This is a genomic window from Leifsonia sp. AG29 (genome assembly GCF_009765225.1).
In the GTDB taxonomy this organism is placed as follows: Bacteria; Actinomycetota; Actinomycetes; order Actinomycetales; family Microbacteriaceae; genus Leifsonia.
Genome location: NZ_VMSF01000001.1, coordinates 380,285 through 405,791 on the forward strand (window position 1 = coordinate 380,285; position 25,507 = coordinate 405,791).

General features: G+C 68.9%; 32 protein-coding genes. 13 read left to right on the plus strand and 19 right to left on the minus strand.

Annotation, left to right across the window (positions count from 1 at the left end):
• A complete protein-coding gene (gene pxpA, locus FPT20_RS01930; protein WP_158862048.1) occupies positions 1-744 on the plus strand; it encodes a 5-oxoprolinase subunit PxpA in 744 nt (247 codons plus the stop codon).
• Positions 745-837: 93 nt separating this feature from the next.
• Here pxpA and FPT20_RS18210 read toward each other — a convergent pair whose 3' ends face one another.
• The 3 genes from FPT20_RS18210 to FPT20_RS01945 all read right to left on the minus strand — a co-directional run bounded on the left by FPT20_RS18210 (position 838) and on the right by FPT20_RS01945 (position 2,697).
• Complete coding sequence (locus FPT20_RS18210; RefSeq protein ID WP_158862050.1) at positions 838-1,179, minus strand: alpha-L-rhamnosidase C-terminal domain-containing protein; 342 nt, start codon at positions 1,177-1,179, stop codon at positions 838-840.
• A complete protein-coding gene (locus FPT20_RS01940; RefSeq protein ID WP_158862052.1) occupies positions 1,146-2,042 on the minus strand; it encodes a VOC family protein in 897 nt (298 codons plus the stop codon). Before FPT20_RS01940 ends, FPT20_RS18210 begins: the two co-directional genes overlap by 34 nt.
• Positions 2,043-2,127: 85 nt before the next feature.
• A complete protein-coding gene (locus tag FPT20_RS01945) occupies positions 2,128-2,697 on the minus strand; it encodes an NADPH-dependent F420 reductase (protein ID WP_158862054.1) in 570 nt (189 codons plus the stop codon).
• A gap of 96 nt (positions 2,698-2,793) precedes the next feature.
• Between FPT20_RS01945 and FPT20_RS01950 the strand changes: the two genes are divergently transcribed.
• A complete protein-coding gene (locus FPT20_RS01950) occupies positions 2,794-3,306 on the plus strand; it encodes a MarR family winged helix-turn-helix transcriptional regulator (RefSeq protein ID WP_158862056.1) in 513 nt (170 codons plus the stop codon).
• Positions 3,307-3,602: 296 nt separating this feature from the next.
• Positions 3,603-3,842, plus strand: a complete 240-nt coding sequence (locus FPT20_RS01955) for a hypothetical protein (RefSeq protein WP_158862058.1) — start codon at positions 3,603-3,605, stop codon at positions 3,840-3,842.
• A gap of 53 nt (positions 3,843-3,895) precedes the next feature.
• Here FPT20_RS01955 and FPT20_RS01960 read toward each other — a convergent pair whose 3' ends face one another.
• Complete coding sequence (locus FPT20_RS01960; protein WP_158862060.1) at positions 3,896-4,852, minus strand: DUF389 domain-containing protein; 957 nt, start codon at positions 4,850-4,852, stop codon at positions 3,896-3,898.
• Between the two features lie 88 nt (positions 4,853-4,940).
• A complete protein-coding gene (locus tag FPT20_RS01965; protein ID WP_158862062.1) occupies positions 4,941-5,804 on the minus strand; it encodes a helix-turn-helix transcriptional regulator in 864 nt (287 codons plus the stop codon).
• A gap of 152 nt (positions 5,805-5,956) precedes the next feature.
• On the opposite strand from FPT20_RS01965, the gene FPT20_RS01970 reads away from it, so the two are divergent.
• Positions 5,957-6,700 carry an SDR family oxidoreductase gene (locus tag FPT20_RS01970; RefSeq protein ID WP_158862064.1) on the plus strand — a complete coding sequence of 248 codons (744 nt, stop codon included), beginning with the start codon at positions 5,957-5,959 and terminating at the stop codon, positions 6,698-6,700.
• 18 nt (positions 6,701-6,718) lie between these two features.
• On the opposite strand, the gene FPT20_RS01975 is transcribed toward FPT20_RS01970, so the two are convergent.
• The 4 genes from FPT20_RS01975 to FPT20_RS18215 are packed head-to-tail and all read right to left on the minus strand — an operon-like array spanning position 6,719 to position 8,581.
• The gene (locus FPT20_RS01975) at positions 6,719-7,228 is read right to left on the minus strand and encodes an SRPBCC domain-containing protein (protein ID WP_233265350.1); all 510 of its coding nucleotides are present in this window, start codon (positions 7,226-7,228) and stop codon (positions 6,719-6,721) included.
• The gene (locus FPT20_RS01980; RefSeq protein ID WP_158862066.1) at positions 7,218-7,556 is read right to left on the minus strand and encodes an ArsR/SmtB family transcription factor; all 339 of its coding nucleotides are present in this window, start codon (positions 7,554-7,556) and stop codon (positions 7,218-7,220) included. Before FPT20_RS01980 ends, FPT20_RS01975 begins: the two co-directional genes overlap by 11 nt.
• Positions 7,553-7,909: a VOC family protein gene (locus FPT20_RS01985; protein ID WP_158862067.1), complete on the minus strand. Its 357-nt coding sequence runs from the start codon at positions 7,907-7,909 to the stop codon at positions 7,553-7,555. Before FPT20_RS01985 ends, FPT20_RS01980 begins: the two co-directional genes overlap by 4 nt.
• Positions 7,910-7,939: 30 nt before the next feature.
• Complete coding sequence (locus FPT20_RS18215; protein ID WP_442786465.1) at positions 7,940-8,581, minus strand: SRPBCC family protein; 642 nt, start codon at positions 8,579-8,581, stop codon at positions 7,940-7,942.
• Between the two features lie 138 nt (positions 8,582-8,719).
• Between FPT20_RS18215 and FPT20_RS01995 the strand changes: the two genes are divergently transcribed.
• Entirely contained in the window at positions 8,720-10,981 is a 2,262-nt protein-coding gene (locus FPT20_RS01995) for a glycoside hydrolase family 3 protein (protein WP_158862069.1), read from the plus strand.
• A 54-nt stretch (positions 10,982-11,035) separates the two neighbouring features.
• On the opposite strand, the gene FPT20_RS02000 is transcribed toward FPT20_RS01995, so the two are convergent.
• Positions 11,036-12,079: a LacI family DNA-binding transcriptional regulator gene (locus FPT20_RS02000; RefSeq protein ID WP_158862070.1), complete on the minus strand. Its 1,044-nt coding sequence runs from the start codon at positions 12,077-12,079 to the stop codon at positions 11,036-11,038.
• Positions 12,080-12,189: 110 nt separating this feature from the next.
• Positions 12,190-13,164 (minus strand): RNA polymerase subunit sigma-70, encoded by a 975-nt coding sequence (locus FPT20_RS02005; protein WP_158862071.1) that lies wholly within the window; start codon positions 13,162-13,164, stop codon positions 12,190-12,192.
• 173 nt (positions 13,165-13,337) lie between these two features.
• Between FPT20_RS02005 and FPT20_RS02010 the strand changes: the two genes are divergently transcribed.
• Genes FPT20_RS02010 through FPT20_RS02020 form a run of 3 tightly spaced genes read left to right on the plus strand, consistent with a single transcriptional unit; the run spans position 13,338 to position 14,676 of the window.
• A complete protein-coding gene (locus FPT20_RS02010; protein ID WP_158862072.1) occupies positions 13,338-13,784 on the plus strand; it encodes an SRPBCC family protein in 447 nt (148 codons plus the stop codon).
• A gap of 50 nt (positions 13,785-13,834) precedes the next feature.
• A complete protein-coding gene (locus FPT20_RS02015; RefSeq protein WP_158862073.1) occupies positions 13,835-14,173 on the plus strand; it encodes a metalloregulator ArsR/SmtB family transcription factor in 339 nt (112 codons plus the stop codon).
• Positions 14,170-14,676, plus strand: coding sequence for an SRPBCC family protein (locus FPT20_RS02020; RefSeq protein ID WP_158862074.1), 507 nt, complete (start codon positions 14,170-14,172; stop codon positions 14,674-14,676). Before FPT20_RS02015 ends, FPT20_RS02020 begins: the two co-directional genes overlap by 4 nt.
• Here the strand turns inward: FPT20_RS02020 and FPT20_RS02025 are convergent, their stop codons facing one another.
• Together FPT20_RS02025 and FPT20_RS02030 are read right to left on the minus strand one after the other, a co-directional pair.
• A complete protein-coding gene (locus FPT20_RS02025) occupies positions 14,677-14,883 on the minus strand; it encodes a hypothetical protein (protein ID WP_158862075.1) in 207 nt (68 codons plus the stop codon).
• A gap of 60 nt (positions 14,884-14,943) precedes the next feature.
• Positions 14,944-15,726, minus strand: a complete 783-nt coding sequence (locus FPT20_RS02030; RefSeq protein WP_158862076.1) for an SDR family NAD(P)-dependent oxidoreductase — start codon at positions 15,724-15,726, stop codon at positions 14,944-14,946.
• Between the two features lie 85 nt (positions 15,727-15,811).
• Between FPT20_RS02030 and FPT20_RS02035 the strand changes: the two genes are divergently transcribed.
• Positions 15,812-16,393 (plus strand): TetR/AcrR family transcriptional regulator, encoded by a 582-nt coding sequence (locus tag FPT20_RS02035; protein ID WP_158862077.1) that lies wholly within the window; start codon positions 15,812-15,814, stop codon positions 16,391-16,393.
• A gap of 163 nt (positions 16,394-16,556) precedes the next feature.
• Here FPT20_RS02035 and FPT20_RS02040 read toward each other — a convergent pair whose 3' ends face one another.
• Positions 16,557-17,012, minus strand: coding sequence for a MarR family winged helix-turn-helix transcriptional regulator (locus FPT20_RS02040; protein ID WP_158862078.1), 456 nt, complete (start codon positions 17,010-17,012; stop codon positions 16,557-16,559).
• A gap of 91 nt (positions 17,013-17,103) precedes the next feature.
• Between FPT20_RS02040 and FPT20_RS02045 the strand changes: the two genes are divergently transcribed.
• Both FPT20_RS02045 and FPT20_RS02050 read left to right on the plus strand, forming a co-directional pair.
• Positions 17,104-18,183 (plus strand): hypothetical protein, encoded by a 1,080-nt coding sequence (locus FPT20_RS02045; protein ID WP_158862079.1) that lies wholly within the window; start codon positions 17,104-17,106, stop codon positions 18,181-18,183.
• Positions 18,184-18,343: 160 nt separating this feature from the next.
• The gene (locus FPT20_RS02050; protein WP_158862080.1) at positions 18,344-18,685 is read left to right on the plus strand and encodes a DUF7882 family protein; all 342 of its coding nucleotides are present in this window, start codon (positions 18,344-18,346) and stop codon (positions 18,683-18,685) included.
• Positions 18,686-18,703: 18 nt separating this feature from the next.
• On the opposite strand, the gene FPT20_RS02055 is transcribed toward FPT20_RS02050, so the two are convergent.
• Positions 18,704-18,970, minus strand: coding sequence for a hypothetical protein (locus FPT20_RS02055; RefSeq protein WP_158862081.1), 267 nt, complete (start codon positions 18,968-18,970; stop codon positions 18,704-18,706).
• Positions 18,971-19,236: 266 nt separating this feature from the next.
• Between FPT20_RS02055 and FPT20_RS02060 the strand changes: the two genes are divergently transcribed.
• Entirely contained in the window at positions 19,237-20,343 is a 1,107-nt protein-coding gene (locus FPT20_RS02060) for a fatty acid desaturase family protein (protein ID WP_158862082.1), read from the plus strand.
• An 18-nt stretch (positions 20,344-20,361) separates the two neighbouring features.
• On the opposite strand, the gene FPT20_RS02065 is transcribed toward FPT20_RS02060, so the two are convergent.
• Positions 20,362-21,609: an MFS transporter gene (locus FPT20_RS02065; protein WP_158862083.1), complete on the minus strand. Its 1,248-nt coding sequence runs from the start codon at positions 21,607-21,609 to the stop codon at positions 20,362-20,364.
• 78 nt (positions 21,610-21,687) lie between these two features.
• Here FPT20_RS02065 and FPT20_RS02070 point away from each other — a divergent pair, with 78 nt between their 5' ends.
• A complete protein-coding gene (locus tag FPT20_RS02070; RefSeq protein ID WP_158862084.1) occupies positions 21,688-22,575 on the plus strand; it encodes a LysR family transcriptional regulator in 888 nt (295 codons plus the stop codon).
• 47 nt (positions 22,576-22,622) lie between these two features.
• Here FPT20_RS02070 and FPT20_RS02075 read toward each other — a convergent pair whose 3' ends face one another.
• From FPT20_RS02075 to FPT20_RS02085, 3 genes are all read right to left on the minus strand, one after another.
• Positions 22,623-24,023 (minus strand): MFS transporter, encoded by a 1,401-nt coding sequence (locus FPT20_RS02075; protein ID WP_233265351.1) that lies wholly within the window; start codon positions 24,021-24,023, stop codon positions 22,623-22,625.
• A gap of 80 nt (positions 24,024-24,103) precedes the next feature.
• Positions 24,104-25,129, minus strand: coding sequence for a LacI family DNA-binding transcriptional regulator (locus tag FPT20_RS02080; protein WP_158862086.1), 1,026 nt, complete (start codon positions 25,127-25,129; stop codon positions 24,104-24,106).
• 55 nt (positions 25,130-25,184) lie between these two features.
• Positions 25,185-25,502, minus strand: a complete 318-nt coding sequence (locus FPT20_RS02085; RefSeq protein WP_158862088.1) for an L-rhamnose mutarotase — start codon at positions 25,500-25,502, stop codon at positions 25,185-25,187.
• Positions 25,503-25,507 lie beyond the last annotated feature (5 nt).

Here is a 25,507-nt window from a genome sequence, read left to right on the forward strand (position 1 = left end):
ATGACCGACACGATCACGATCAACGCCGACCTCGGAGAGTCGGTCGGCGTCCACTCGTTCGGCAATGACGACGCGCTCCTCCGGATCGTCGACACGGTGAACGTCGCCTGCGGCATGCATGCCGGCGACCCGACCCAGATGGCGAGAACCGTGAGGGCCGCCGCGGCGGCCGGTGTGACGGTCGGAGCCCACCCCGGGCTCCCCGACATCGCCGGCTTCGGGCGGCGAGCGATGGCCATCACCCCTGAGGAGGCGCGCGACCTGGTCCGGTATCAGGTCGCCGCCCTCGTCGGGTTCCTCGACGCGCTCGGAGTCCCGCTCGACCACATCAAGCCCCACGGCGCGCTGTTCGGCATGACGTCGCGCGATGAGGCGTTGATGAACGGCGTGTGCGAGGTCGCCGCGCAATACGGCGTGCCCGTCTTCGGCGTGGCGGGGACAGCGCACGAAAGCGCGGCGGCCGCGGCGGGCGTGGGATTCGTCTCCGAGTTCTACGTCGACCTCGACTACGACGAGGACGGCAACCTCATCGTCGAACGCAACCCGCCCTCGAGGGATCCCGCAGAAGTGAAGAGGCGCGCCCGGCAGGCCGTGGTCGACGGCTCCCTGACGACTCGGGACGGGTCGGTGCTGCCCGTCCGCGTGCAATCCGTGTGCATCCACTCCGACACCTCGGATGCCGTCGCTTCGGCGACGGTCGTGCGGGAGGTCCTCGTGGATGCGGGGAGGTCCGCCGTCGTCTAGGGCGGTGTCATCAAAGGGGCCAACCAGGAGAGATGGCCTGGGCCACGCCCCGCGGAGGCGGATATCGACACCGTTACTCAGGGGCTGCTGAAATCACCGCCGATGGTGGGATCGCCGTAGGCGGAACTTCGGTGTGGCGGAACGATCGATGAGGCGGGTCTGGCCGGCAAGCTGCGTCCCGACCAGACCCGTCGTGGTGTCGTCGTGTCGCGGTATGCGGACTTGTGCGGTGGTCCCCGCGGGAACTGTAACCCTCAGTGAGTAGTGCTTGCCGATCTGCTTCCAGCTCACGTCGATCGGCCCATACGAGGTGGGGATGACGCCGTTGGCCCAGGTAAGGCTGCCGACGTGCGGTGCGACCGCGAAGGTCCTGTATCGCAGATAGAAAACTGATAACCAGCTCACCGGACGACGACGCGAACCGAGTTCGCCCACGGGTCGTCGAAGCCGACTGAGGCTCCGTCGTCGCGGGTCTGTACGCCGTAGTGCCGCATCCGCTCGGTGAGTTCGCCCAGATCGTCGGGGCGGGGAACTCGGATCTTGACCTCGCCGAGGCCGAGTGCTGGTGCACGACGACCCGCGCCGCGGCTCTGCCAGGTGTTCATCGCCATGTGGTGGTGGTAGCCGCCTGCCGAGACGAAGAGCGCCGAGTTTCCCATCGATGCCGTCGCCTCGAAGCCGAGTCGGTGCACGTAGAACTCGCGTGCCGTCGCGACGTCGCCGACGGAGAGGTGCACGTGGCCGACGACCGCGTCACCGAACCGGCCGGAGAGCCCGTCGGACCCCGCGATTCCGCTCGCCTCCGCCAGCGCCGCACCACGCTCGGAGAGGTGCTCACGCAGAAACGCATTCGGATCGAGGTAGAGCGTGTCCATCTCCACTTGCCCGTGTGTCCAGCTCCACTGCGTCCGATCGCGATCCCAGTACAGCTCCACGCCGTTCCCCTCGGGGTCGGTGAAGTAGAACGCCTGCGACACCAGGTGGTCGGCACTGCCGGTGAACGTTCCCGGCGCGTGACGCGCGACCGAATACACCGCCGCGGCCAACGCCTCCTGGCTGTCGAACACGATCGCAGTGTGGAAGAGCCCGGCCTGACCGGGCGACGCGTGCTTGAGCTCCGGCGCGTGCTCCAGGATCACCAACGGTGTCGATCCGCGGCCCAGGATGACCCGGCCTCCCTCTGCGGCCAGCACGGAGAGCGTCACGGCGTCGCGGTAGTAGGCGGTCATCGCGTCGAGATCGGCGACGCGCAGGGTCACCGCGCCCATCGAGGAGTCGGCGGGAAGGAGTTCGGACATGTCACTGCTCACATTCGGTGGTTCTCGGATGGTCGCGTCGGGGACGGCGGCTGTGAAGCACACCGCCCCCGACGCCGGGGGCCGTTCAGGCGGCGATGCCGAACCCGCCGGTCCAGGAGATGCTCTCACTGGCGGCCAGGCTGATCTGAAGGAAGCCGATCGCCTCGAGCTCGCGGGCGCGCTTGAGGGAACCGGCGTCGATGGTGCGGAGGCCGCCCGCCGTAACGAGCTCGGCCAGCGTCTTCTTGGCCGCGTCGTCGTCACCGGCGATGAGAACCGTGGTCGGCAGGCCGCCGACGGTCTTCGAGGTGAGGGTGGCCGCGAAGGTCGTGTTGAACGCCTTGAGCACGGTGGAGGCCGGGAGCTTCTCGGCGATCACCGCGGCGGCGGAGCTGTCGGCCGGCACGACCAGCGAGTCGAAGGTCGCGAAGTCGAGCGGGTTGGTGATGTCGACGACGATCTTGCCGGCGAGCGCGTCGCCGTATGCGGCGATGACGGCGTCGACCTCGGGATAGGGCACGGCGAGCACGACGATGTCGCCATCGACGGTGCTGCCTTCCCGTCCCAGGTACTCGACCGTGGTGCCGCCGGACGCGATGGCACCTCCGATCGCGTTGGCCATGGAGCCCTTGCCGATGATCGAGACGGTGGTCATGTGATTTCCTTTCCCAGCCGAAGCCTTTAGTTGAATCTTCAAGTAATGGTAGACCTGTTTAGTTGAAGCGTCAAGTTGTTTGCTACACTGGTTCCCATGAGCGACGAGACCGAGGTGACTGCGGGTGCGCGCGAGGCGTGGCTCGGCCTGATCGCACTGACTCAGTTGCTTCCCCCGCTGCTGGACAGTGAGGCGTCGCGAGAGTCGGCGTCGAATCACTACGAATACTTCGTTCTCTCTCGCCTCGCCGATGAGCCGACCCACCGGATGCGTCTCAGCGCGCTCGCGGCGGCCACCAACGCCTCGATGTCGCGTCTCAGCCACGTGATGACCCGGCTCGAAGGCCGCGGCCTTGTGGCCCGTGTGCCGTGCGAGGAGGATGGGCGGGCGACGAACGCGGTGCTCACCGAAGACGGCGCGAAACTGGTGGCGACCGCGGCTCCCGGCCACCTGGAGGCCGTGCGGGAGCGCCTGCTTTCGGCGCTGACCGCGAGTCAGATCGCGCAATTGGGTGAGATCTCAACCGCCCTGCTCGGTGTGATCGATCCCTCCCGCCGCCCGAGCGACGCGTGCACTCCGATCGTCGCCGCCGCATCCGCAGCCGTCTGACCTGAGGCGCGGGGCGACCGCGATCAGTCCGGGCGTCCGCCGGTAGCCGGTGCCGGCCAGGCGACCGCTGCGGCGGTCGACGCGGTCGTCCCGACGCGAAGTGTCGGCTGCGCGTTCAAGCGACAGTTTGCGGTGGTGTCGAAAACGAACACGCTGAGCCTTTGCTGAGTGACTGCTCGCGCTCACGCGCGTACTCTCCCTCCCGAAAACCCAGACCGCCGGAAACGCTTCATCCGATTGCTCGCTCGCTGCTTCTGCAGGGTGACCCGTCGGGCGGCTGGAGGGGGAAGAGGGCGATGGTCCTGTGGCGGCTTGATGACTTTGAGATGCGGGGGCGGCATTTCACCCTGTACGGAGGCGGGTCCTTCGTTCTTTTCGAGGAACACGGCGAAGAAGCGGAGGGCCTCGGCACCATCATCCCCAAGGATGACGGTTTCGAGGTGGCCGTGTGGTGGAGACCCGAAGTGACGATGATCGCCTCGACGCTTCCGGAAGCGATCCGCAAGCTCGTCGAGGTTGCGGATGCTGACGGCTGATCGCGGCACGGCGACGGTGCCGTGGGGACGTGACCACGGCACCTGACGAGCGTTCAGCCCGTGCCGTGCTGCTGCCCGGTGATCGTCTGCGCTGCGCGCCGTCGCTGGTTCACGCGCTGCGCGATCAGGGTCGCCACCCCGCCGAGGGTGATCGCGGCGAGGTTGATGACCAACTGGATGAGCGCACCGACGGACTGCTCGGTCGCCCCGTAGGCGAGGGCGACGGCGGCGTTCGCGGCGGCCGGAATCGTGGTCACCGAGATCAGCACCCCGATGAGCGCGCCCGACTTCGCGGTCGACAGAGACAGCAGGCCGGCGATTCCGGCGAGGAGGCCGATCACCCAGCTGAGCGCGTTCGGCCTCCAGATGAAGTCGGTCAGCGGCCTGGAGTGCAGCAGATCGGCAGGCGACATCAGGTGGAGCGCGGTGAGGAGCAAGGTGAACAGGATGGTGATCGCAATGGCGACCGCGAATCCGACGGCGAGGGCCAGGAGGGATTGAGCGATCATCCGACGGTGCCACCGCACGAGGCCCACCGAGAGCGCAGCGAGCGGGCCGAAGTCCGGGCCGACGACCATGGCGCCGACGATGAGGATGGGTTCGTCGAAGACCACGCCGATCGCAGCGATCATGGTGGCGACGGACATGAACGTCAGGAAGGTGGGGGAGAGGCTGGTCTCCTCGTGTGTCCGCTGCTCGATCTCTTGCCACACGACCGCGTCAGCAGCGTGGCCGGGGGCGGCGCGGCTCGCGCGCTTCGCCCCATCCGAGATCTCGATGCCGATGTCGTCGACGGAGATCGAGCCCTCGTGCTGCACCCCGAGTCGCTGAAGCCGGTCGAGCAGGGTGCTCAGCCCTTCGCGGGCGACATCGCAGAGCACCAGGTCGCCGGCAGGACGGGTAGCGGCCTTCGGGATGCGCACGATGTTGGTCGTCGCAACGTCGTCCTGGAGGGTCGTGAGCACCTGGTCGACGAGGGTGGCGGGGGCGATGATTCGCAGGTGCTGCACGTGGCCAGTGTCGCCGGAATCGAGCCGCGGGTCTGGCGATCGAGGGCGTGTCGGGGAACGCGGCCGGTCGGGGCAGTGCGGGAGCGCGTCAGCGAGCGTTGCGTTCCACATCCTCGCTGGACGCAGCGGATGTGTCCGTCATCTGCGCGAGCCCGGCGAGCATCCGGAGCTTCTCGTCGCTCTCGCTTCCCGCGTCTGGGTAGTACACCACGAGGATCACGCCGTCGACGGGGAGCTTGTCGCGGTGCAACTGCAACTCTCCGACCAGCGGATGGTCGATGAGTGCCGTTCCACCCTCCAGGTTGTGGACATCGTGGCGCGCCCACAGGGAGCGGAAGCGCTCACTGGAGATGGCGAGCTCCCCGACCAGTTCCACGAACCGGGCGTCGTCGACGTCGTCCGCGATGTTGGCGCGGAGCGCGGCGACGATCCCCGCCGTCGCCGCGGCCCAGTCGCGTTGGAACGCCTGCTCCTCCGGGTCGAGGAGCAGCGAGCGCAGCCGGTTGTACCCGGGGCGCAGCCGTGGTGACAGCGCGACCGCGAGGTCGTTGGAGGCGAGCACATCGAACGAGCGACCCTCGATGAATGCGGGCACCCCGATCGTGGCCAGGAGGTGGTCCAGCCGCTCCGGCACGCGCTCCTCCCTGCGCCGGCGGGACGGGCGCGGTTTGTCGGAGCCGAGACCGAGCAGGTAGGCGCGCTCGACCTCGTCGAGCTGCAGGACGCGGGCCAGCGAATCGAGCACCTGGACGGACGGATGGGCGTCCCTCCCGCGCTCGAGACGGAGGTAGTAGTCGGCGCTGATGCCGGCGAGGAGCGCCACCTCTTCCCGGCGGAGTCCCGGGACGCGCCGGTTGTCGCCCGCGGGAAGGCCCGCTTGGGCGGGCGTGACGAGGTCGCGGCGCGCCCGCAGGTATGCGCCGAGCCGGTTCGTCCTGTCCTCATCGGTCACGCTGCAACGCTAGCCCGGCCGTGCAACGCCCGGGGATGCCCTGGTGGACCCCCGGCTCGACGGGACTCTGCCGCGGCCGCCGGAGCAGCCGCACACTCGGTGACGGGTCCGGTGAGTCGCCGGGCCGATCACCCCGGAAAGGCACACATCCCATGGATATCAGCGCACGCACCGTCTTCATCGTTGGCGGCACCTCCGGCATCGGCCGGGAGCTCGCCCGCCGGTTCGCCGCGGCCGGAAGCACCGTCGTGATCGGCGGTCGCGACGACACCGCCCTCGCCGAGCTGGCGGCGGAGGGCTTCGGCACGGTCCGCGTCGACGTGACCGACTCGACGTCGGCCGCGGAGGCGCGCGACGCCGTGCTCGCCGCCCATCCTGAACTGGACACCGTCGTGACGATGTCCGGCGTCATGCTGCTGGAGGACCTGCGCGACCCCGCGCACTTCTCTGCGACGGAGGTGACCATCGACACCAACCTGCTCGGCACCATCCGCATCATCGACGCGTTCACGCCGCACCTGATCGCCCGCGGCGGAGGGACCATCGTCACGGTGACCTCCGGGATCGCGTACCTCCCGTTCCCGCCGATGGCCAGTTACGCCGCCTCCAAGGCCGCCGTGCACGCCTACTCCGAAGCTCTGCGCGTGCAACTCGCCGGCAACGGCATCGACGTAGTGGAGCTCGTGCCCCCTGCGGTCGCCACCGGCGGCCAGGAGAACGTGAACCCGCAAGCCCAGCCCCTCGACGCCTTCGCGACCGAGGTCATGGATCTGCTTTCGCTCGAACCCACGCCGAACCAGATCCTGGTGCAGGGAGTGCAGATGCACCGCTGGGCGGAGAAGAACGGGACCTATGACGGGCTGGTCGCGCAGCGGGCGCAGATGCTGCGGAAGTGAGGTGCCCCAGCCGGCCGGCTATGTGAAGCGGTGTTCGGCTGATGGACGAATGTGCTCCTTCAAACCTCCCAAGATGAGGGCCCAGCCGCGGGTGAAGGCGCCGCCCCGGTAACCGCCGGGCAGCGCGCACGCCGCGCTGAGTTGTTCTTCGGTCAGTTTCTCCCAGCCGCGGTGCTCGACCTCGACCCGGGTCAGGTTCGGTCCCAGGGCGACGAAGCGAAGCTCCACCTCGGTCGGTTCCCCGGTCACGTTCCACGTCATCGTGAAGCCGGAGGGCTCGCGCCAGTCGAGGATGACGCCCCAGTCGTGCTCGCTGCCGTCGTGCCAGTGTTCGGTCACGCGACCGCCCGTGGCCCGGTCGACCGTGATTCTGCTGATGCGATCGCGACCACCCAACGAGAACGGGTCGAGCGGCCACCAGGCGGCGAGCTCTCGAACGAAGACGTCGAACGTGTGCTCGAGCGTGCTCTCGACGGAGACAGCCTGCCGGACCGGCGGCCTCCGGAAGTCCAGGACCTCACCGGTCACGGTCGGACTCCACGAGCGCCTTCGCAGCGGTCAGCGCGCTGCCCCAGATCCCTTCGAGCTCGGCACGCAAGGCCGACAAGCCCTCCTGCCGAGCGCGATACAGCCGGCGGGTGCCGACCCGCCTTTCGGTCACGAGTCCCGCCTCCTTCAGCACGGTCAGGTGCTGGCTGACGCCCGGGCGCGTGATCTCGAACTCGGCCGCGATCTGCCCGGCGGACAACTCGTCGTTCGCGACGAGGCGCAGGATGGCTCGACGGTGCGATGCGGCGAGGGCCCGCAGGACCGCGTCTGTGTCGTCGTCCGCGGACGATGCTGCGGCCGCGGTCACGCCCAGAGACCGACCGGGTTGCCGTCAGGGTCGCCGGCGACGGCGAACGACCCATACCCCTCGGGCAGTTCAGCGGGTTCTGCGATCCGCGAGCCGCCCAGTGCGACTGCTCGATCCAGGGTGGCGGCGAGATCGTCGACGCGGACGTAGAACTTGACGCCGGTGTCCGTCCCGTCCATCGAGGGCCCGATGCCGCCCGAGACCTGGATCGGCTCGGACACGGTGTCCACGAGCGCGTAGCCGCCCATCGCGGGGTCGGCCTCGGCATTCCATCCGAACAGTTCCGAGTAGAAGCGCTGCGCCCGCTCGTGATCGCGGCTGATGATCTCCACCATCGCTATCGGGTTCCCCATGATGACCTCCTTAGTTAGCGTGTGCTTACGTTAGCAGACTCTAACCCTTCGGCGGCGGATCTGACAAGGCCCGCGCGATCGACGAAGGCGCACTCTGCGCGCGGAGGGTGGTCGGACTCGGCCGAGGCGCGCCGCCAGACGGTCCAGGCAGTCGTTCCACCCCAGTACGTGGTCGTCGGCGGTGGCGCGATCGGGGAACCCGAGATGCTGGACGTGGAGGGTCGTGCCTCCCCTATCGGCCGCTGCGAGGGTGAAGCTGACCGAGGTGACCTCGTCTTCTCCGCCCCACTGCCATGTCGTGCTGAGCTGCCGCCCGGGCTCGGCCGAGACGACCTCTCCCGTCACGCTCATCCCGTTCGCGCGGGATGCGATTCGTGTCCGCCCACCGATGCGGGGTTCGATCACCGCGTCCGTGTCGAACGACGCTGGCCAGAACCACGCGGATAGGGACTCGGGTTGGGTCAGTTCGCGCCATACGGCGTCAGGCTCGGCAGAGAGGTGACGCTCGACTTCGATGTCAGGCATATCCGCGATGCTAGGTCGTACTCGCCCGTCGGCACCAGGGACCGACGTGGAACCGGTCATCAGCGGCTCGACTGACTGGCTCACGGGCGTACGCCGTCTCGATTCCGTATCCCCGGTCCCGGGTACCCACGGGGTGCCATCGCGCATGTTCTCGTTTTCTCTTGTGATGTTCTGCGCCGGCCGCTAAGGTCAAGCTGCTCGGCATTAAAGCGCTTTAATGAAACGATGCATTTGACGTCGGGCCGGGGGCGACGTGCCCTCGCAACTCAATGAGGAGGAACGCAAATGACGTTGTCGAACCGACGCAGGCTGGGCGGTGCGTTCGCGCTCAGCACGGTCGTCGCCCTGGCTTTGGCTGGTCTGTCCACCGTGCCGGCACAGGCGGCAGCCGCCGATCGCGGGGGGTCGATTCCGGCCGACTGCCCGTGGATGAACACCCATCAACCCCCCACGCAGCGCGCGAATGAACTGCTCGCGGCGAGCACGCTCGACCAGAAGATCCGCTGGCTGGATGAACAAGCGGCGAACAACCCGACACAGACGGTCTTCCCGGGTGGCTTCTTCGGAGGCGGGGCCACATACCCTGCGCAGGTTCCGTGCACGCCCAAGGTCGTGTACACGGACGGTCCGGACTATGTGCGCGGCAGCGCGGGCGTGACCGTCTTCCCCTCCCAGATCGCGTTGGGCGCGTCGTTCGACAGCACGCTCGCCTACGACAAGGGAAAGGCTGAAGCGGATGAGGCGTTCCGGTCGGGCAAGAATGTGGTGCTCGGCCCGGGCGTATCGAGTTCGCGCACCCCACTCGCCGGTCGCACCCCGGAGTACCTGGGTGAGGACAGCCTCCTGAGCGGCACCTTGGCCGGAGCGACGATCAACGGCATTCAGACCGGCAACCCGACTGAGCCGGTCGGCGCGGAGATCAAGCACTTCATCGCCAACGAGCAGGAACTCGATCGGACGACGAGCTCCTCCAACCTGGACGAGCGGACCCTGCGCGAGGTGTACAACCAGCCGTTCGCGATCGCGATCGACAAGGGCAACCCCTCGAGCGCGATGTGCTCCTTCAACCAGGTGAACGGGGTCTACGCGTGTGAGAACCCGATCCTGAACAACGTCCTGAAAGACAGCGATCAGCTCTCGGGCTATGTGGTCTCCGACTTCGGTGCCGTCCACTCGACGGTCGAATCGCTGAAAGCGGGTCTCGATCAGGAGCTCAACGCGCCGAACTACTACGCCCCGGCGAAGATCCACGCTGCGATCGACAACGGGTCCATCACTGTCGACCTGGTAAACCAGGCGGCTTTCCGAGTGGTCAAGTCGTACATCGAGCACGGACTGTTCGACCACCCGCTGCCGACGACGCCATCGACGTCAGCGTCCAACGACGAGAACAAGGCGGTATCCGAACGGATCGCGGAAGAGGGCTCCGTGCTCTTGAAGAACGATGGCAGTGTGCTGCCCCTCGGCAAGTCGACGACCTCGATCGCCGTGATCGGCCCGACAGTCTCGAACACGCCCACGAACGGGGTCAGCGCGAAGACCGTGTGCAATGAGGGTCGAGGTGGCGCCTGCCCCAACCCTGTTGCTCCGCTTGACGCGATCACGAGCCGCGCGGCTCAGGCCGGTGCGACGGTGACGTTCAACAACGGGGCCGACCTGACGGCTGCAGCCGCGGCCGCCGCGTCCGCGAAGGTCGCTGTCGTCTTCGGCTACGCCATGCAGGGTGAGTTCTCCGACCGCACGACGCTCGCGCTCGACAACAACGGAGATGCACTCATCTCGGCCGTGGCGGCGGCGAACCCGAACACGGTCGTCGTCCTGGAGACGGGTTCCGCGACCACGATGCCCTGGCTCAACCAGGTCAAGAGCGTCATCGAAGCGTGGTATCCGGGGGATCAGCAGGGCACTGCGCTCGCCAAGCTGATCTACGGCGACGTGAATTTCACCGGCAAGCTCCCGATGACGTTCCCGAAGTCGCTCGCGGACACGCCGACCAGCACGCCGGCGCAATACCCGGGTACTTTCGCGGACGGCTCCACCACCCGTGCGGCAGGAGACAAGTCGATTCGACAGGTTTCCTACAGCGAGGGCCTTGCAGTGGGTTACAAGTGGTACCAGGCGAAGGGGATCCAGCCGCTGTTCCCGTTCGGCTACGGCCTCTCGTACACCTCGTTCGCCTACAGCGACCTGGCGGTCACCCCCTCGGTCGACGTTCACTCGGCCAAGAAGCTCACCGTGAGCTTCACGATCACCAACACGGGAACAACCGCCGGTCAGGCCACACCGCAGGTCTACTTGACGCTTCCCGGCAGCACTGGTGAGCCCGGCAAGCGACTCGTCGCATTCGACAAGGTCTCGCTCAACCCGGGCCAGACCACGCGAGTGACAGAGACGATCAGGCGCACGGACGTGAGCCAGCCCCTGTCCTACTGGAGCGTCGACAGTCACAGCTGGGCAACCGACGCGGGTGTCTACGGAGTGCATGTCGGCAACGACAGCACGACTGCGTCGCTGTCCGGCAGCTTCACGGTGACCCCGGGAGACTAGGAGCACGCTCGACGATGGAGGGGTGAGCCGCGCGCTCACCCCTCCATCCGTCGCCTACCGACCGATGGTGCTCTCTCGGCGAACGAGTTCCGGCTCCAGGACGATCGTCCGGTGCTCATGCGCGCCGTTTCGATCACGCAGCTCCCTCACCATCAGTTCCACACCGGCCCGCCCCATCTCACGACCGCGCATCGCGACGGATGTCATCGGCATCGCCCCGCCCCACGCGACCGAGTTGTGGTCGCACCCCATAACCGCAACCTGCTGCGGAACCGTGATCCCACCAGTCATGAGCTCGCCGATGATCGCTGAGCCCAAGAGATCCGTGACCGCGAGGACGCCATCCGGCCGTTCTCGCGGGCTCATGGCGGCGAAGCGTGCGCCGACCGCGGCGCCACTGCCGCCGTTCAGATCCGCCGTGGGTACGTCAAGCAGTTCGACCGCGCCGTTCGTCTCGTTCAGTGCGCGCAGGACTCCCTTCCTGCGTTGTTGCACCGGTTGGACCGGCGTCTGGCCGCCGACGAACGCGATTCTGCGCCGTCCGAGCTCGATGAGATGTCGCGCCGCCATATAGCCGGCCTTCTCGTTGTCGATCAGCACCGTGCAACACGCGTCCGCTTCGGAGAAATGATTGACGAGGACGACAGGGACGTCGTGGGCGCGGAGAAACTCCACGCTCGCGTGCGTTTCGTGGACCGGAGCCAGAAGCACTCCCGCGACGCCGGCGCTCTCGAAGAACTGCAGATGAGATCCCTGCTGCGATTCGTCATTGTCGCTGTCCGCCAACTGCAGGTCGAATCCACTCATCCGAGCGGTCTCCTGGGCGCCGCGCGTGATGTCGACGAAGAGCGAGTTCATCAGGTCGATCACGACCAGTCCCAGGACGGTGCTCTTGCCCGATGCCAGCGTGCTCGCCGCGCTGTTGCGTCGGAACCCCAGCTCGCCGATCGCTGACTGGATTCGTTCCATCGTCTCCGGAGCGACCTTCTCCGGGTGGTTGAGCGCGTTCGAAACGGTGCCGGGGGACACCCCGGCCAGAGCGGCGACATCCTGCAGCTTGGGTCTGACCAGGCCGACCGCACCTGAGGCTCGTGGCACCGGTGTAGTTTAGGTGCAGCTCAGCAGCCTCCACAACGGCGAACGAGCCGTCCAGAGGCCAGTCCTGAGCGGCGGTTCGCTCACTCCCCGCAGCCGCTCACACCTGCCGCTCACCCCTCCAGCCGCCGCGGCAACCCCAGCCACGCGCCGGCACCCGGTTCGAAGTGAGTGACCTCGCTCACCCGCCCGTCGGCGACCCCGATCACCAGCACGCCGACCAGGTGGAGGTGCCCCGACACCCCGTCGCGGATGTACTCGCCCCACGCGGGCTGACCGTTGGCGCCCGTCGGCACCATCCGTTCGATCGTGCGCCGGTGCGCCGTCACCGTGCCGAAGAACGCGGTCGCGGCGGTGCGGCCGTGGTACTCGAACGGCAGCGGGGGCATGCGCACCCACACGTCGTCCGTCATCAGCGCGACCAGGTCGTCGACCGCGCCGGAGGTGAAGGCGGTGACGAAGCGGTCCAGGAGCTCCGGGTCCGGGTCGATCGGGTCGACGGAGCGCGGGGCGCGGGCGAGCGCGCCGCGGGCGCGTTTCAACGAGCTGTTCAGGGAGTCGACCGTCACGTCGAGCAGGCCGCTGGCCTCCACGGCCGTGTAGCCGAGCACGTCGCGCAGGATGAGGGCGGCTCGCTGCGAGGGTGGCAGCAGTTGCAGGGCGCGGGTGAACGCCAGCGTTATCGCCTCCCGCGACTCGTACTGCGCCTCGGGTCCCGGGGCGTCGTCCGCGAGGCCGTCGAGGAGCGAGTCGGGGTACGGCTCCAGCCACGACACCTCGCCGAGCGCGCTCGGGCGGGCGGGGGGAGGGTCGACCTCCTGGGGCCGGCGGCGACCGGCCCGAAGGAGGTTGAGGCAGCGGTTCGTCGCGATGCGGTAGAGCCAGGTCCGCAGGGAGGAGCGGCCCTCGAAGCCGGGGAGGCCCAGCCAGGCGCTCAGCAGGGTGTCCTGCACGGCGTCCTCGGCATCCTGCACGGATCCGAGCATCCGGTAGCAGTGCACGTGGAGCTCGTGGCGGTGAGGGTCGACGAGCGCGTCGAATGCGGCGCGATCGCCCCCGAGCGCCTCCTGAAGCAGATCGTGTTGCATCGTCCCTCGCTCTCCGGCGATCCGATTCTGGTCGTCCGCCTCACCTGTGTCGACACCGGAGGCGTCCAGAACCGGTCGCGCCCGGAGCGACCAGTTTCGGAGCCGCTCGGCGTCCATCCATGCGAATCGACAACCGCGCGGATCCCGGATCCGCGAAACGAACGGAGAGCATCATGACGACAGCCAAGGCACCCGACTACACGGCCACGATCGAACTCGGCCGCAGCCCCGACGATGTCTTCGCCGCCATCGCGGACGTCGGCGACTGGTGGCTGGGCGAGGTGACCGGCCAGGCGGACCGGGTCGGTGCCGAGTTCACGTACCGGTACCAGGACATCCACGCGAGTACGCAACGCGTCACCGAGTTCCTGCCGGGCCGCCGCATCGTGTGGGACGTGGTCGACAGCGACCTCAGCTTCGTCTCCGAGCCCGACCCCTGGACCGGCACCCGGATCGTTTTCGACCTCCAGCCGTCCGGCGGCGGGACCCGTCTGACCTTCACTCACCAAGGGTTGACGCCCGCGAAGGAGTGCTATGGCGCGTGCTCGGCCGGGTGGGACCACTTCGTGATCGGGAGCCTCCGGCAGTTCGTGGAGGCGGGGGTCGGGGTGCCGCTGTGAAGCGTATTTGGTCATTGCCTTAATTAAGCGTTTGCTGTAGCGTCAAGGGCGTGAGCACAAGCCCCGCCTCCGCGTTCGCCGCCCTGGCCGACCCGACCCGGGCGGCCATCGTCGACCTGCTCGCCCGGAGGGGCGAGCTGGCCGCCGGTGAGATCGGCGCAGAATTCACGTCCAGCGCGTCCGCCATCTCCCAGCACCTGAAGGTGCTCCGCGAGGCGGGTCTCGTGACCGTGGAGAAGCGGGCTCAGCAGCGTGTGTATCGACTGAACGTGACCGCGCTCGCCGCGGCCGAGGCGTGGCTCTCCGACCGTGCCCGGCAGTGGAACGCCCGGGTGGACGCACTGGCTGCCTACATCGAGAAGACACGAGACGAGGGAGGACTCCGATGACGAACGACGAGAGCACGAGAGGCGAGACCAGGGACGTCGTGGTGCGGCGCATCCTGAACGCACCGGTCGCGACGGTGTGGAGGCTATGGACCGAACCGGAGCTGGTCACGGAATGGTGGGGGCCGGAGGACTACACGTCGCCGTCCGCCCGCGTCGACCTGCGCGAGGGCGGCTCCTACCTCTTCAGCATGCGGGCGCCCGAGGACCAGGGTGGCGCCGAGAGCTTCACGGGCGGCGTCTACACGGCGGTCGTGCCGCTGGAGCGGCTCGAGTTCACACAGAGCATCACTGACGCGGACGGCGTGCCGTTGCCCGCCGGGCAGCTTCCGGAAGGGTTCACGCAGGGCATCCGCACGGTCGTCGAGTTCGCCGACGTCGGTGGCCTGACCGAGTTGACCATCACCGAGACCGGGTGGACGCGGAGCCTGATGTCCGTCTTCGCCTACGCCGGCATGCACCAGTCGCTCGACAAGCTCACGACGGACGTGCTCCGCGCGCTGTAGTCAGCCCGTGCGGCGCGGTCGCCTCCGCACGATCCCCACGACGATCAGGACCGCGCCCACCACCAGGAGGGTCGCCCCGACGATCCCCCAGAACGAGGACCCGCTCATCACGGAGCCGCCGAGGACACCGACGCCCTGGAGTGTCCACACCAGGCCCGCGGCGGCGAGGAGGACGCCGGGGACCACAAACGGCCAGCTGCGCTTCATGGCGCTAACCATACGTCCGATGCGACGGACCATGAATGCTGGGTGCTGCGGGTCCGTCCGTCACCCGGCCGTCACGCGTCCGCTGACGTTGGCGAGCGCACGCCGGCTCAGGAGGCGGGTCATCGTCGCGGTCAGCGCGTTGCGCGTGCCGGAGATCACGCTCGGGCCCGGGGCGCGCTTGTCCAGGGTCGACAGGGCGAGCTCCACGACCTCGGCAGGTGTCTTCATGCCGCCGACCTGGGCGTCGCGACCGACCACATCGAAGAACTCGGTCTCGGTGGCCCCCGGGGAGAGGGCGAGCACCGAGAGGCCGCTGCCCTTCGCCTCGTACCAGAGCGCCTCCGTGAAGCTCAGCACGAACGCCTTGGTCGCTCCGTAGACGGCCATGTGCGGCACGGGCTGATATGCCGCAGTGCTGGCGATGTTCACGAGGATGCCCCGGCCCTCGGCGAGCATCCGCGGGTAGAACTGGCGGGTGAGGGCGACCAGCGCGCCGACGTTGAGGTCCACCTCCTCGGCGATGCGCTCCGCGTCCTCGTCCTTGAATGCATTGCGGGTGGCGAATCCGGCGTTGTTGATGAGGCTGTCGATCTGCACGCCCATGTCGCCGAGTTCGCGTGCCAGCGCGGTGACGGCTCCCGGCTTCGCCAGGTCTGCCGCGACGACGGTGGCACCGATGCCGTGCTTTGCCATCAGCTCGGCCGCGAGGTCCTCGAGGCGGTCGCGGCGACGTGCGACGAGCACGAGGTTCGCGCCGCGGGACGCCAGTCGGCGCGCGAACTCGGCGCCCAATCCGGAGCTGGCGCCGGTGATGAGCACGGTCGTGCCTCGATAGTCCTTCATCCTGGATGATCCTCCTGGTTCGATTGGTGAACACCCGTTCATCGACTAGGTTTACACATGTACACCGACTTTGTAAAGCAGGACGATGAAGCGCGAACCGAATGCTCGAGGTGAGGGCGACGCCCTTCGTCATCAGCTGGTCTCGGCAGCGAGCGAAATGCTGCTCCGGCCGCAGGCGATCGCCCTGCCGTCGCTCCGCGCGGTCGCCCGGGCCTGCAACGTCTCGCCGGCCGCCGTGTACCTCCACTTCGATTCGCAGCTCGCGCTGATCCAGGCTGTCGTTGATGCGCAGATCGCGAGCCTGGGTGCGGCCACTTCTGCTGCGGTCGAAGGATCAGCGACCCCGGTGGCCGCCTTCGCTGAAGCGTATGCGGTGTGGGGTCTCGAGCATCCCGGCGCGTATCAGCTCTTGTTCGAGAGCGCCGAACGCACCGGCATCCCGAACCATCAGCCGGGCGATGAAGGGGAGGCGATCATCCAGGCCGCGGTGGAGCTGATCGAGCCGCATCGGCCGGGGGAGGCCGCCCGGCACACCGCGCTGACGCTCTGGATGGCGCTGCACGGCATCGTGTCGCTGCGGCTGCACAAACCCGACCTGGACTGGGGGGTGGATCTGAAGGATCAGGTCGCCGAGGTCACGACGGCGCTGCTCGGGCCGCGCGTGTAGTCGGCTGTTCCATAGGAACGATGACGCAGCATGTCTCGGTCACCCGAAGCACGAAAAGGAACCACCCCCATGAGCTCGCTCCGCGACCACATCGAGCGCACCCTCCGCGATGTCGAGAACAGCAGCCTCGGCGCCGAGGCCGTCCTCGCGAAGACCGGGTCGATCACTCTCCCTGAGGACCAGTAGCCTCGTCACCCGAGTTGTAGCGCTCCAGCATCCGCGCGAAGACGTCCAGGTCGGCTTCGCTCCATCGCTGGAGGCGATGCTCGACCGAGGCCTGTATCGACCGCGTAGACCGCTCGAGCGCGATGCTGCCCTCCGCCGTCAACCGCAGGCCGACGCCACGGCCGCCGACGGTGCCGCCGTCGGTCGTGGCGACGTAGCCGTGCTCGAACAGGGCGCCGAGCTGGCGCGAGACCGTCGAGCGGTTGAGCTGGAAGTGGGCGGCGATGTCGATCGCGCGGCACCCGGGGTTCTCGTCGATGAAGGACAGCAGGGAGCGGTCCACCACCGAGAGCGCCTCGTTCTCCCGCCTCACCCGCGCGGTGCCGCGGCGGCCGATCGTCAGCAGTTCCCGCTGGATGCGGCCGATGGTGTCGTCGCGATCGGGGAGGCCCATCCCGCCAGGGTAGCCGCGGCGAGTTGCATTGCGCAACATAGAAGGGCTAAGTTGTGCTTTGCAACTTACGAGAGGAAACCCCGCCCTGTCCATGTCAGCGCATCGCATCACGCCCGTCCCCGTCGCGGCACGCCGCCCTTCCCCTTGGCCGCCGGCGGCCTTCTGGAAGGCGCTCGGCTCGCACCTCCTGATCCCGCTGTTCCTCGCGGCCGGGATGGCGCTCGCCTACCTCGGCGCCTTCCACGCGCCGCAGCCGAGCAACATCCCCGTGGCGATCGTGGGGCAGGGACCGGCGGCGGACGTCTTCGCGCAGACGCTCAACGACAAGGCGCCGGACAAGCTGGACGTCACGACGGTCGCAACGCTGGATGCCGCACGCGCGGCGGTGAAGGACCAGCGCATCGCGGCCGCCTACGCGACGGACCAGACGCATGCCACGATCGTCGTCTCGACGGCGGCCTCGCCGGGTGAGGCCTCTGCGGCGGAGGAGCTGCTCCTCCCGATCGCGTACCAGCAGCACCTCCCGGTCACGATCGACGACGTGAAGCCCGTGCCCGCCGATGACGCCACCGGTCAGGGACTCTTCTTCCTGATGGTCGCGCTCAGCGTGGGCGGCTATTCGTCGGCCATCGCCATCGCCGCCGTGACCGCGAAGCTCGGAGTCGCGTGGCGGATCGCCGTCTCGGCGGGCACCGCGCTCGTGGTGGCTGCCATCGGCACCGTGGTCGCCGGGCCGCTCTTCCACGTGCTCGACGGCAACGAGTGGAGCATCTGGCTGCTGGCCGCGCTCTACGTGTTCGGCATCGTGACCATCGGGGTCGGGCTGCATCCGGTGCTCGGCCGCTGGACGACGCCGGTCCTCACCCTGCTGTTCGTCATGCTCAACGTGACGACGAGCGGAGGGATCTTCCCGCAGAACATGCAGCCGCCCTTCTTCGCCGGGCTGAGCACGTTCTGGACCGGGGCGGCCTGGCTCGACGCCGCGCGGGCGCTCACCTACTTCCCCGGCGAGCAGTTCGGATTCGACGGGCTGCGGCTGGCGCTCTGGGCGGTCGCCGGCCTCGGCTTCATCGGGATCAGCCACCTCCTGACCCTCCGGCGCCGGCGGGCCGCCGACGACACGGTCGCGGCGACCGCGCTGGAAGAGGAGACGGCGGTCGCCGCGGCGTAGGGCCGCACGCACGCGGTCGGCACCGAGGAGGAGCAGGATCGCTGCGGGCGCCCTCGCGTTCTCCGCCGGACGGTGGGATTCTTGAGGGAACATCCCGAGACCCCGGATGTCGGGCACCCTCCTCGAACGTCCTCGGTCCCGAAGAGGGAGGGGGATTGTCATGGGTACATTGCTGTACGGTGCGCAAGCCCGCGAGATCGAGATCGACGACCTCCTGCTCGCTCACCTCGAAGTCGCCATGCTCTCCAAGATGCGGCGGCGCGAGCCGTTCGCGCTCACCTGGCGCGAGCCGCTGGACGACGAGCAGGGCGTGCGGCGCACGGTCTGGGTGAGCGATGCCACGGAACTCGTCTTCCTGTACACCACCGCCCGGTCGCCCGAACTGAACCGGGCGTGGATCGAGGCGCTCGCCGTGGGGGCCGAGCGGGGCAACATCCACCTCCGGCCGGAGCCGCCCGGCGAGCGCGTGCCGCACGAGGACGACCTCGTCTCCGCCTCCTGATCCGGTCCGTGAACCCCGTCAGTGGGCCCGCGGGTCCTCCCCGGCCGAGACGAGGAGGAGCGCGGTCGTCGCCTCCTCGAGCGTCGTCGCATCGACATCCCGGAGCGCCGACTCCGGTTTCCAGAAGCACTCGACGCTGTACTGTGCCCCGCGCCGGGCGATGATCCCCACCAGCGCCGACTCGTCGCCGAACTCCTCGTAGAGGCTCCAGAGCGGGTCGTCGCCGAAGGCGTAGAGGGTGTAGCTCCGACCGTCGTCATAGAAGTGGCGAGGTGTCGCAGACATGGCCGACCTCCGTCCACCGAGCGAGGTCGCGAGGGATGCGAGGAGGCGGAAAAGCGGGGTCTGGGCGGCAACCGGGTCATCATTTCTGTCTCGCGCGGTCTATCAGGTGAAAGCTAACCCCGGGCGTCCCCGAATACAACTGCCTCGGCTAGGTAAATCCGCCGCACGACGGAGGCAGCGCGCCGGTTCGCCGTGCGCGATTTGCGCGTATCGTGAGAGCAAAGGGCGCCCCAGACCTCGACGCCGAGCGAGAACGGGAGTCGCCCATGTCCGAGGTCCCGGCCGGCCGGCCGCAATCACTGCCCGTCTCGTCGGCGGGAGGCGACTACACGGCTCTCGCTTCCATGATCCGGGCCTCCGGTCTCCTCCGGCGCCGCTACGGCTACTACTGGACGAAGATCGCGCTCGTACCCGTGCTGACGGGGGCACTCGTCTTCGTCTTCGTGCTGATCGGAAACTCCTGGTGGCAGGTGTTCACGTCGGTCGCCTTCGCCTTCCTGTTCACCCAGATCGCCTTCCTCGGTCACGACAGCGCGCACCGGCAGATCTTCCGCTCGGGCCGCTGGAACGACTGGGTCAGCCTGATCGTGGGCGACCTGTTCGTGGGGATGAGCTACGGCTGGTGGCAGCACAAGCACACGCGGCACCACGCGAACCCGAACCAGGAGGGCGCCGACCCGGACATCGAGTTGCCGGTGATCGCCTTCACCCCCCGGCAGGCGTCCGATCGAGCGACCGCACTGCGGTGGCTGATGAGCCACCAGGGCTGGTTCTTCTTCCCGATCCTGCTGCTGGAGGGGCTCTCCCTCCATGCCTCGAGCGTGCGGCGGGTGCTGGCCCGCGAGCCCGTCAAGCGCCGTCCTGTCGAGATCGCCTTCCTGACCACCCGCATCTTCGGGTACCTCGGGCTCGTGTTCTGGGTGCTGTCTCCCGACAAGGCGGCGGTCTTCCTGGCGGTCCAGCTGGGTCTCTTCGGGTTCTACATGGGAATGTCGTTTGCACCGAACCATAAGGGGATGCCGATCGTGCCGCGCGGGGTGAAGCTCGACTTCCTCCAGCGGCAGGTGCTCATGAGCCGGAACATCCGCGGCAGCCGGTTCCTCGACTTCGTGATGGGCGGCCTGAACTACCAGATCGAGCACCACCTCTTCCCGTCGATGCCGCGACCCCACCTGCGCCGGGCCGCCCCCGCCATCCGGGCGTACTGCGAGGAGCACGGCGTCCCCTACACTGAGACCGGGCTGCTGAACTCCTACGCGATCGTCACCCGGCACATCAACCGGGTGGGTCTCGGAGACAAGGATCCCTTCGCCTGCCCGCTGCTCGAGCTGCGTCAGACTCCGGCCATCTCCGTGCGACCCGACTCTCAGTAGCGCACCGGCCCGAGCGCGTCAGCCGCGGCGGAGCATCCGCAACCCGGCGGGCACGGAGAGCACGGCGATCGCGGTGACGAACACGACGAGCACGGGGACCAGCGGCCAGAGGACGAGCGCTCCTCCGACGAGCAGCACGGGCAGCGCGAGGCCGATGTAGGCGATCAGGAAGATCGCGGCCAGCACCTCCCCGCGGCGGTCGGGCGCAGCCAGAGAGGCGGCGACCGCGATCGCCGAGCGGAACTGCAGACCCACCCCGGCGCCGGCGAGCACGCCGCTCACGATGAACACCGGCAGGGAGGCGGCGAGCACGCTGAAGGCGAGGCCCGCGAGCCCGAGCAGCATCAGCACGAGCGCGAGGATCAGCTGTCGGCGCGCTGCGACCCGGACGAAGACGATCTGCGACAGAGCGGATGCGGCGAACACTGCGAACGGGACAGCACCGGCCAGGAGGTGCGACGTCTGGTGCAGGGTCCCGGCCAGCACGCTCGGGGCGAGCGAGGTGAAGAGGCCGAACACCGCGAACCCGGCAAAGGCGGCTACGGCGGCGGCCGAGAACGCTCCTCGCGCCTCCATCGGGAGGGAGATGCGCTGCGGGCGGTAAGGGGGACGCTCCTCCGCGCGCTCCACCGTCTCGGGCACGAGCGCGACGGCGACCGCTGCCACGGCGAGAAGGATGAGGAAGACGGCGTAGGGGAGGAGGAGCGGCTGCGGCAGGAACTGCGCGAACGCGCCGCCGATCAGCGGCCCCAGGGCGAGGCCGCCGGTGTTGACGACGGTCGAAACCGTACCGGCCAGCCGCGGACCCTCCTCCGGTCGTGCCACCGCCCGCAGCTCGCTGAGGTGCGCGGTCGCGCTGGCGGTCAGCGCGCCGACGCCGACGCCGGAGAGCGTCCGCGCGACGACCAGGCCGGCGACGTCGTTCCACACGAGGAACAGGGCGGCCGCGACGATCTCGATCAGCACGGCGATGAGCACCATGCGGCGACGGCCGGCGAGGTCGCTCAAGTGGCCGACGAGGAACAGGCTGGCGATCACGCCGATCGCGTACGCCGCGAAGATCACGGTGATCACCCAGGTGGGGAAGCCGTCGCGCGCCTGATACAGCGCGTACAGCGGGGTCGGGATCGTCGAGAACGCCATCACCGCGAGGAACGCCCCGGCGATGACCCAGAAGCCCGCGCCATGGCGCAGGCGGAACGGCCGGGTGACGGCCCCGGCGGCCGCTCTCGTGCTGTCGTTCTCGGTGGCGAGTGTGCTGCTCATGCTGCGATCATGCTCCCGCCGAAGAATCGAGTCCAACGGAAATCACCGATGCTGAGCATCGAGCAATACGATTGACCTGTGGACACGCGTCAACTCGAGTATTTCGTGGCCGTCGCCGACGAGGCGAGCTTCACGCGGGCCGCGGAACGCGTCTACGCTGCCCAGTCGACCGTGTCCGCCGGCATCCAGAGCCTGGAGCGGGAACTGGGGGCGGCGCTGTTCGAGCGGGACGCTCATGGAGTCCGCTTGACCGAGACCGGCGAGGCACTCCTCCCGGAGGCGCGCGCAGCGCTGCGCTCGGTCGAGCGGATGCGCGAGCTCGCGGATCACGACGGGCCGCTGCGAGGCACGGTCCGGGTGGGCATCTTCACCAACCTCACGACGATCGATCTGCCGGGCGTCATGGGAGAGTTCCACTGTCGCCACCCGGAGGTCGACCTGCGGCTCGGACCCTCCCCGAGCGGTTCGACCGGTCTCGTGGAGGATGTGCGCCTGGGACGGCTCGACATCGCCTTCCACGGTCTCCCCGACCCGGTGCCCGATCTGCTGACGATCCCGCTCGCCGACTCGTCCTTCCTCGCCGTGCTCCCGGAGACGCATCCCCGCGCGGCTCAGCGGACCGTCTCGCTCGCTGAGCTGGCGGACGAACCCTGGGTGGATGCGCGTGCCGGCTTCGGCAACCGCGTCGCGCTCGGCCGGGCGTTCGCCGTCCGGGGACTGACCCGGCGCATCCCCACCGAGCTCGCCGACCTGGGCGAGATCCCGCGGTTCGTTGCAACGGGACTCGGCGTCGCGGCCCTCCCGGAACTGACCATCATCCCGGCGGACGGGGTGGTCGTCCTCCCGCTGCGCGAACCGATCGAGTGGAGGCTGAGCGCGATCGCCCGGGGCCGCCCCGGCCGGGCTGCGGAGGCGCTCCTGTCCCTGCTCGCCGAGCGCATCGGGGGCGTTGGCGCGGTCGGCTGACGCGCTAGTCGGTGTCGCCCAGGTCGCGGCGCTTGAGGTGCGCCCGCTCAGCGACGCGCCGTCGCGCGTGCACCCGCGCCGTGCGGCAGCCCGACGGCCCCGAACAGCGGCACGAGCAAAAGTGCGGCCGCGAGCCCGAACGCCCAGTGGTAGCCGGGCAGAGGCGAGCCCGTGACATCCGCTGCGACGGTGGTGGAGGCGCGCACGAAGACGGCGACGACCGCCAGGCCGAGCGCGGTGGCCACCTGCTGCAGCGCCGAGGCGAGCGTGTTCGCGTTGCTCGTGTCCGGCGCCTCCACATCGGCGAACTGCAATGTGTTGTAGGCGCTGAAGCCGATCGAACGGAACACGCCGCTGGCGACCAGCAGCACGAGCAGGAGCGGCAGCGGCACAGACGGGCCGACGGCGACGAAGGCGGCGAGCACCAGCATGCCGAGGAGGTTCGACCAGATCAGCACCGTGCGGAACCCGAGACGGCGGATCAGCGGCGTGGTGAACGGCTTGATGCCGAGATTCCCGACGAAGATCGCGATCACGACGAGGCCTGCCGCCGTCGCGCTCCAGCCGTAGGCGAGCTGGAACAGGAGCGTGAAGAGGAACGGCGCCCCGATGATGATCATCCGGTAGACGCCGCCGCTGATGTTCCCCGCCCGGAACGAGTGGAGGCGCAGCAGCCCGAAGTCGAAGAGCGCGTGCTCGCGGCCGCGTGATGCGGCGATCGCCGCCCACCCCACGGCGACGCTGATCAGGATGGCCGCGCCTCCCGCCAGCTGGAGCCGGGCGTCCTCGGCACTGAGTCCCTCGGCACCCGCCGTCAGGAGGACGAGCGCGAGCGCGATGAAGGCGTACCCGCGCCGGTCGAACGGGAGGCCGCGTTCCGGCTCGGAGCGCGGGATCAGCGCGAGCCCGGCGAGGGCCGCGGCGACGCCGAGCGGGACGTTGATCAGGAAGATCCAGCGCCAGCCGACGGTGTCAGACAGGAGGCCGCCCAGAGCCGGGGCGACGACGGGGGCGATCAGAGCGGGCCAGGTGAGGTACGCGATGGCGTCGAGGAGGTCGGCCGGATCGGCCCGGCGAAGGACCGCGAGCCGCCCCACGGGAACCATCAGAGCACCGCCGAGACCCTGCAGCACCCGTGCAGCCGTCAGCAGAGCGAGCGTCGGCGCGACGGCGCAGAGGAGGGACGCGACCGTGAACACCGCGATGGCGGTCAGGAGGACCCAGCGGATCCCGAACCGCTGGGACAGCCACCCGGTCGCCGGGATGCCGACCGCCACGGCCAGCAGGTAGGCGACCATCGCGACGCTGATGTCGGCGGGGGCGGCTCCGAAGTCGCGGGCCATCGCCGGCGCGGCGGTCTGGATGATGGTGCCGTCGAGGTTCTCCATGAAGAACGTGGCCGCGACGAGGAGAGCCAGGCCGCGGCTGAACGAGACGCCGCGCCTCACGCTCTGGTCCGCGCGTGAGGTCGGGCAGCTGTGCTCATCGCTCCATTGTCGCAGCGGCCGGGGGCCGGCCACGGGAGCGGTCAGCCGGCGGGGCGATGGGCGCGGCCCACGCCGATCGTGCTCTCGCGGGCGATGAGGTTCGGCGCGAGCATCAGCGTGACCGGGTCGGTCGCGATCGTCTCGCCGCGGATCTGAGCGTCGAGCACCTCCACGGACTGAGCCGCGAAGGCGGGGATCGGGCGCGCCACCGAGGTCAGCGGCGTGATCGCCTCCGAGGCGAACTCGATGTCGTCGAAGCCGACGATGGCGAGGTCCTCCGGCACGGCGAGCCGCCCCCACACTCCGTTGAGGACGCCGACGGCGACCAGGTCGTTGACGGCGATGACGGCCGACGGCCGGATGGCCGGGTCCATCGCGGCCAGCTCGCCCCCCACGCGGCGGCCGTTCGCGATGCTCCGGACCTCGAAGTCGAACGTCGAGAGCCGGCCGCCGGCCGCGGCGATCTCCTCGCGGATCCCGGTCAGGCGGCGCTCGATGACGCCGATCTCCGGGTCGAAGCCGACGAACGCGATGTCGCGGTGGCCGAGCTCGAGCAGGTGGGTGGCGGCCAGCCGTCCACCCAGTTCGTCGTCGTACGAGACCGAGGGGGCGGACGGGTCGAGGCTGTCGGCGAGGACCAGGTGGATGCCGTGGCCGGTCAGGCGGCGGGCCGCATCGCTGAGCTCGTCGATCGGGCTGAGGAGCACGCCGTCGACCCGCTGCCGGGCGAAGGTGTCGAGCAGCTCGTCCTCCCAAGCGTGGTCGGCGTCGCTCGAGACGTTGAGCACCGTGTAGCCGCGAGCGCGCGCCTCCCGGTCGACCGCGTGGACGTAGCCCGCCGAGTACGGGTTGGCCACCTCGAACGCGATGTGGCCGATCGTCTTGCCCTGGCGGTGGCGTAGGGACCGCGCGGCGTCGTTGGGCACGTAGCCGAGCTCATCGATCGCGAGCCTGATGCGCTCGGCGGTCTCGGGAGCCACTCGAGCCGGGTTGTGGAAGTAGTTGGAGACCGTGCCCGGCGAGACGCGCGCGTGCGCTGCGACATCGGCGACCCGGACGAACCCCATGCCTCCATTCTGCGGCCTCCACGCTGCGTCTCGGCGCCGGCCGTCACGGGGAGGCTCAGTCCAGGTGGAAGTACTCCGTCAGCGGCTGCATGGTGCTGTCGGGGGCGGCCTCCTCGGCGAAGAACTCCGCCATGCCGGCCTGCCAGCGGGCGTTCACCTCGCGCTCGTTCATCGCGGCTTGCGCGGCCTCGAAGTCGTCGGTCTCGAGGTAGCCGACCACGAGGCCGGTCGCGCGGTCGACGAACAGGGAGTAGTCGCGCCACCCCGTCTCGCGGAGCGCGTCGAGCATCTCGGGCCAGACCGTCTCGTGGGCGGCGAGGTAGTCGTCGACCCGCTCGGGCTTGAGGTGCATGGTGAAGCAGACTCGGGGCATCGTGT

Coding starts and splice junctions, on each gene's coding strand:
- FPT20_RS02005 (WP_158862071.1), bottom strand. CDS start 13,164: ATGCAACACGATCTGCTTCAGGAGGCGCTCGGGGGCGATCGCGCCGCA.
- FPT20_RS02030 (WP_158862076.1), bottom strand. CDS start 15,726: ATGAAGGACTATCGAGGCACGACCGTGCTCATCACCGGCGCCAGCTCC.
- FPT20_RS02055 (WP_158862081.1), bottom strand. CDS start 18,970: ATGTCTGCGACACCTCGCCACTTCTATGACGACGGTCGGAGCTACACC.
- FPT20_RS01940 (WP_158862052.1), bottom strand. CDS start 2,042: ATGTCCGAACTCCTTCCCGCCGACTCCTCGATGGGCGCGGTGACCCTG.
- FPT20_RS01950 (WP_158862056.1), top strand. CDS start 2,794: ATGAGCGACGAGACCGAGGTGACTGCGGGTGCGCGCGAGGCGTGGCTC.
- FPT20_RS02040 (WP_158862078.1), bottom strand. CDS start 17,012: ATGGGCCTCCCCGATCGCGACGACACCATCGGCCGCATCCAGCGGGAA.
- FPT20_RS02065 (WP_158862083.1), bottom strand. CDS start 21,609: ATGAGCAGCACACTCGCCACCGAGAACGACAGCACGAGAGCGGCCGCC.
- FPT20_RS02010 (WP_158862072.1), top strand. CDS start 13,338: ATGACGACAGCCAAGGCACCCGACTACACGGCCACGATCGAACTCGGC.
- FPT20_RS02025 (WP_158862075.1), bottom strand. CDS start 14,883: ATGAAGCGCAGCTGGCCGTTTGTGGTCCCCGGCGTCCTCCTCGCCGCC.
- FPT20_RS01945 (WP_158862054.1), bottom strand. CDS start 2,697: ATGACCACCGTCTCGATCATCGGCAAGGGCTCCATGGCCAACGCGATC.
- FPT20_RS02085 (WP_158862088.1), bottom strand. CDS start 25,502: ATGCCCCGAGTCTGCTTCACCATGCACCTCAAGCCCGAGCGGGTCGAC.
- FPT20_RS01955 (WP_158862058.1), top strand. CDS start 3,603: ATGGTCCTGTGGCGGCTTGATGACTTTGAGATGCGGGGGCGGCATTTC.
- FPT20_RS18215 (WP_442786465.1), bottom strand. CDS start 8,581: ATGCGCGATGGCACCCCGTGGGTACCCGGGACCGGGGATACGGAATCG.
- FPT20_RS02050 (WP_158862080.1), top strand. CDS start 18,344: ATGGGTACATTGCTGTACGGTGCGCAAGCCCGCGAGATCGAGATCGAC.
- FPT20_RS02020 (WP_158862074.1), top strand. CDS start 14,170: ATGACGAACGACGAGAGCACGAGAGGCGAGACCAGGGACGTCGTGGTG.
- FPT20_RS02080 (WP_158862086.1), bottom strand. CDS start 25,129: ATGGGGTTCGTCCGGGTCGCCGATGTCGCAGCGCACGCGCGCGTCTCG.
- FPT20_RS01995 (WP_158862069.1), top strand. CDS start 8,720: ATGACGTTGTCGAACCGACGCAGGCTGGGCGGTGCGTTCGCGCTCAGC.
- FPT20_RS01985 (WP_158862067.1), bottom strand. CDS start 7,909: ATGGGGAACCCGATAGCGATGGTGGAGATCATCAGCCGCGATCACGAG.
- FPT20_RS02045 (WP_158862079.1), top strand. CDS start 17,104: ATGTCAGCGCATCGCATCACGCCCGTCCCCGTCGCGGCACGCCGCCCT.
- FPT20_RS02035 (WP_158862077.1), top strand. CDS start 15,812: ATGAAGCGCGAACCGAATGCTCGAGGTGAGGGCGACGCCCTTCGTCAT.
- FPT20_RS02060 (WP_158862082.1), top strand. CDS start 19,237: ATGTCCGAGGTCCCGGCCGGCCGGCCGCAATCACTGCCCGTCTCGTCG.
- pxpA (WP_158862048.1), top strand. CDS start 1: ATGACCGACACGATCACGATCAACGCCGACCTCGGAGAGTCGGTCGGC.
- FPT20_RS01970 (WP_158862064.1), top strand. CDS start 5,957: ATGGATATCAGCGCACGCACCGTCTTCATCGTTGGCGGCACCTCCGGC.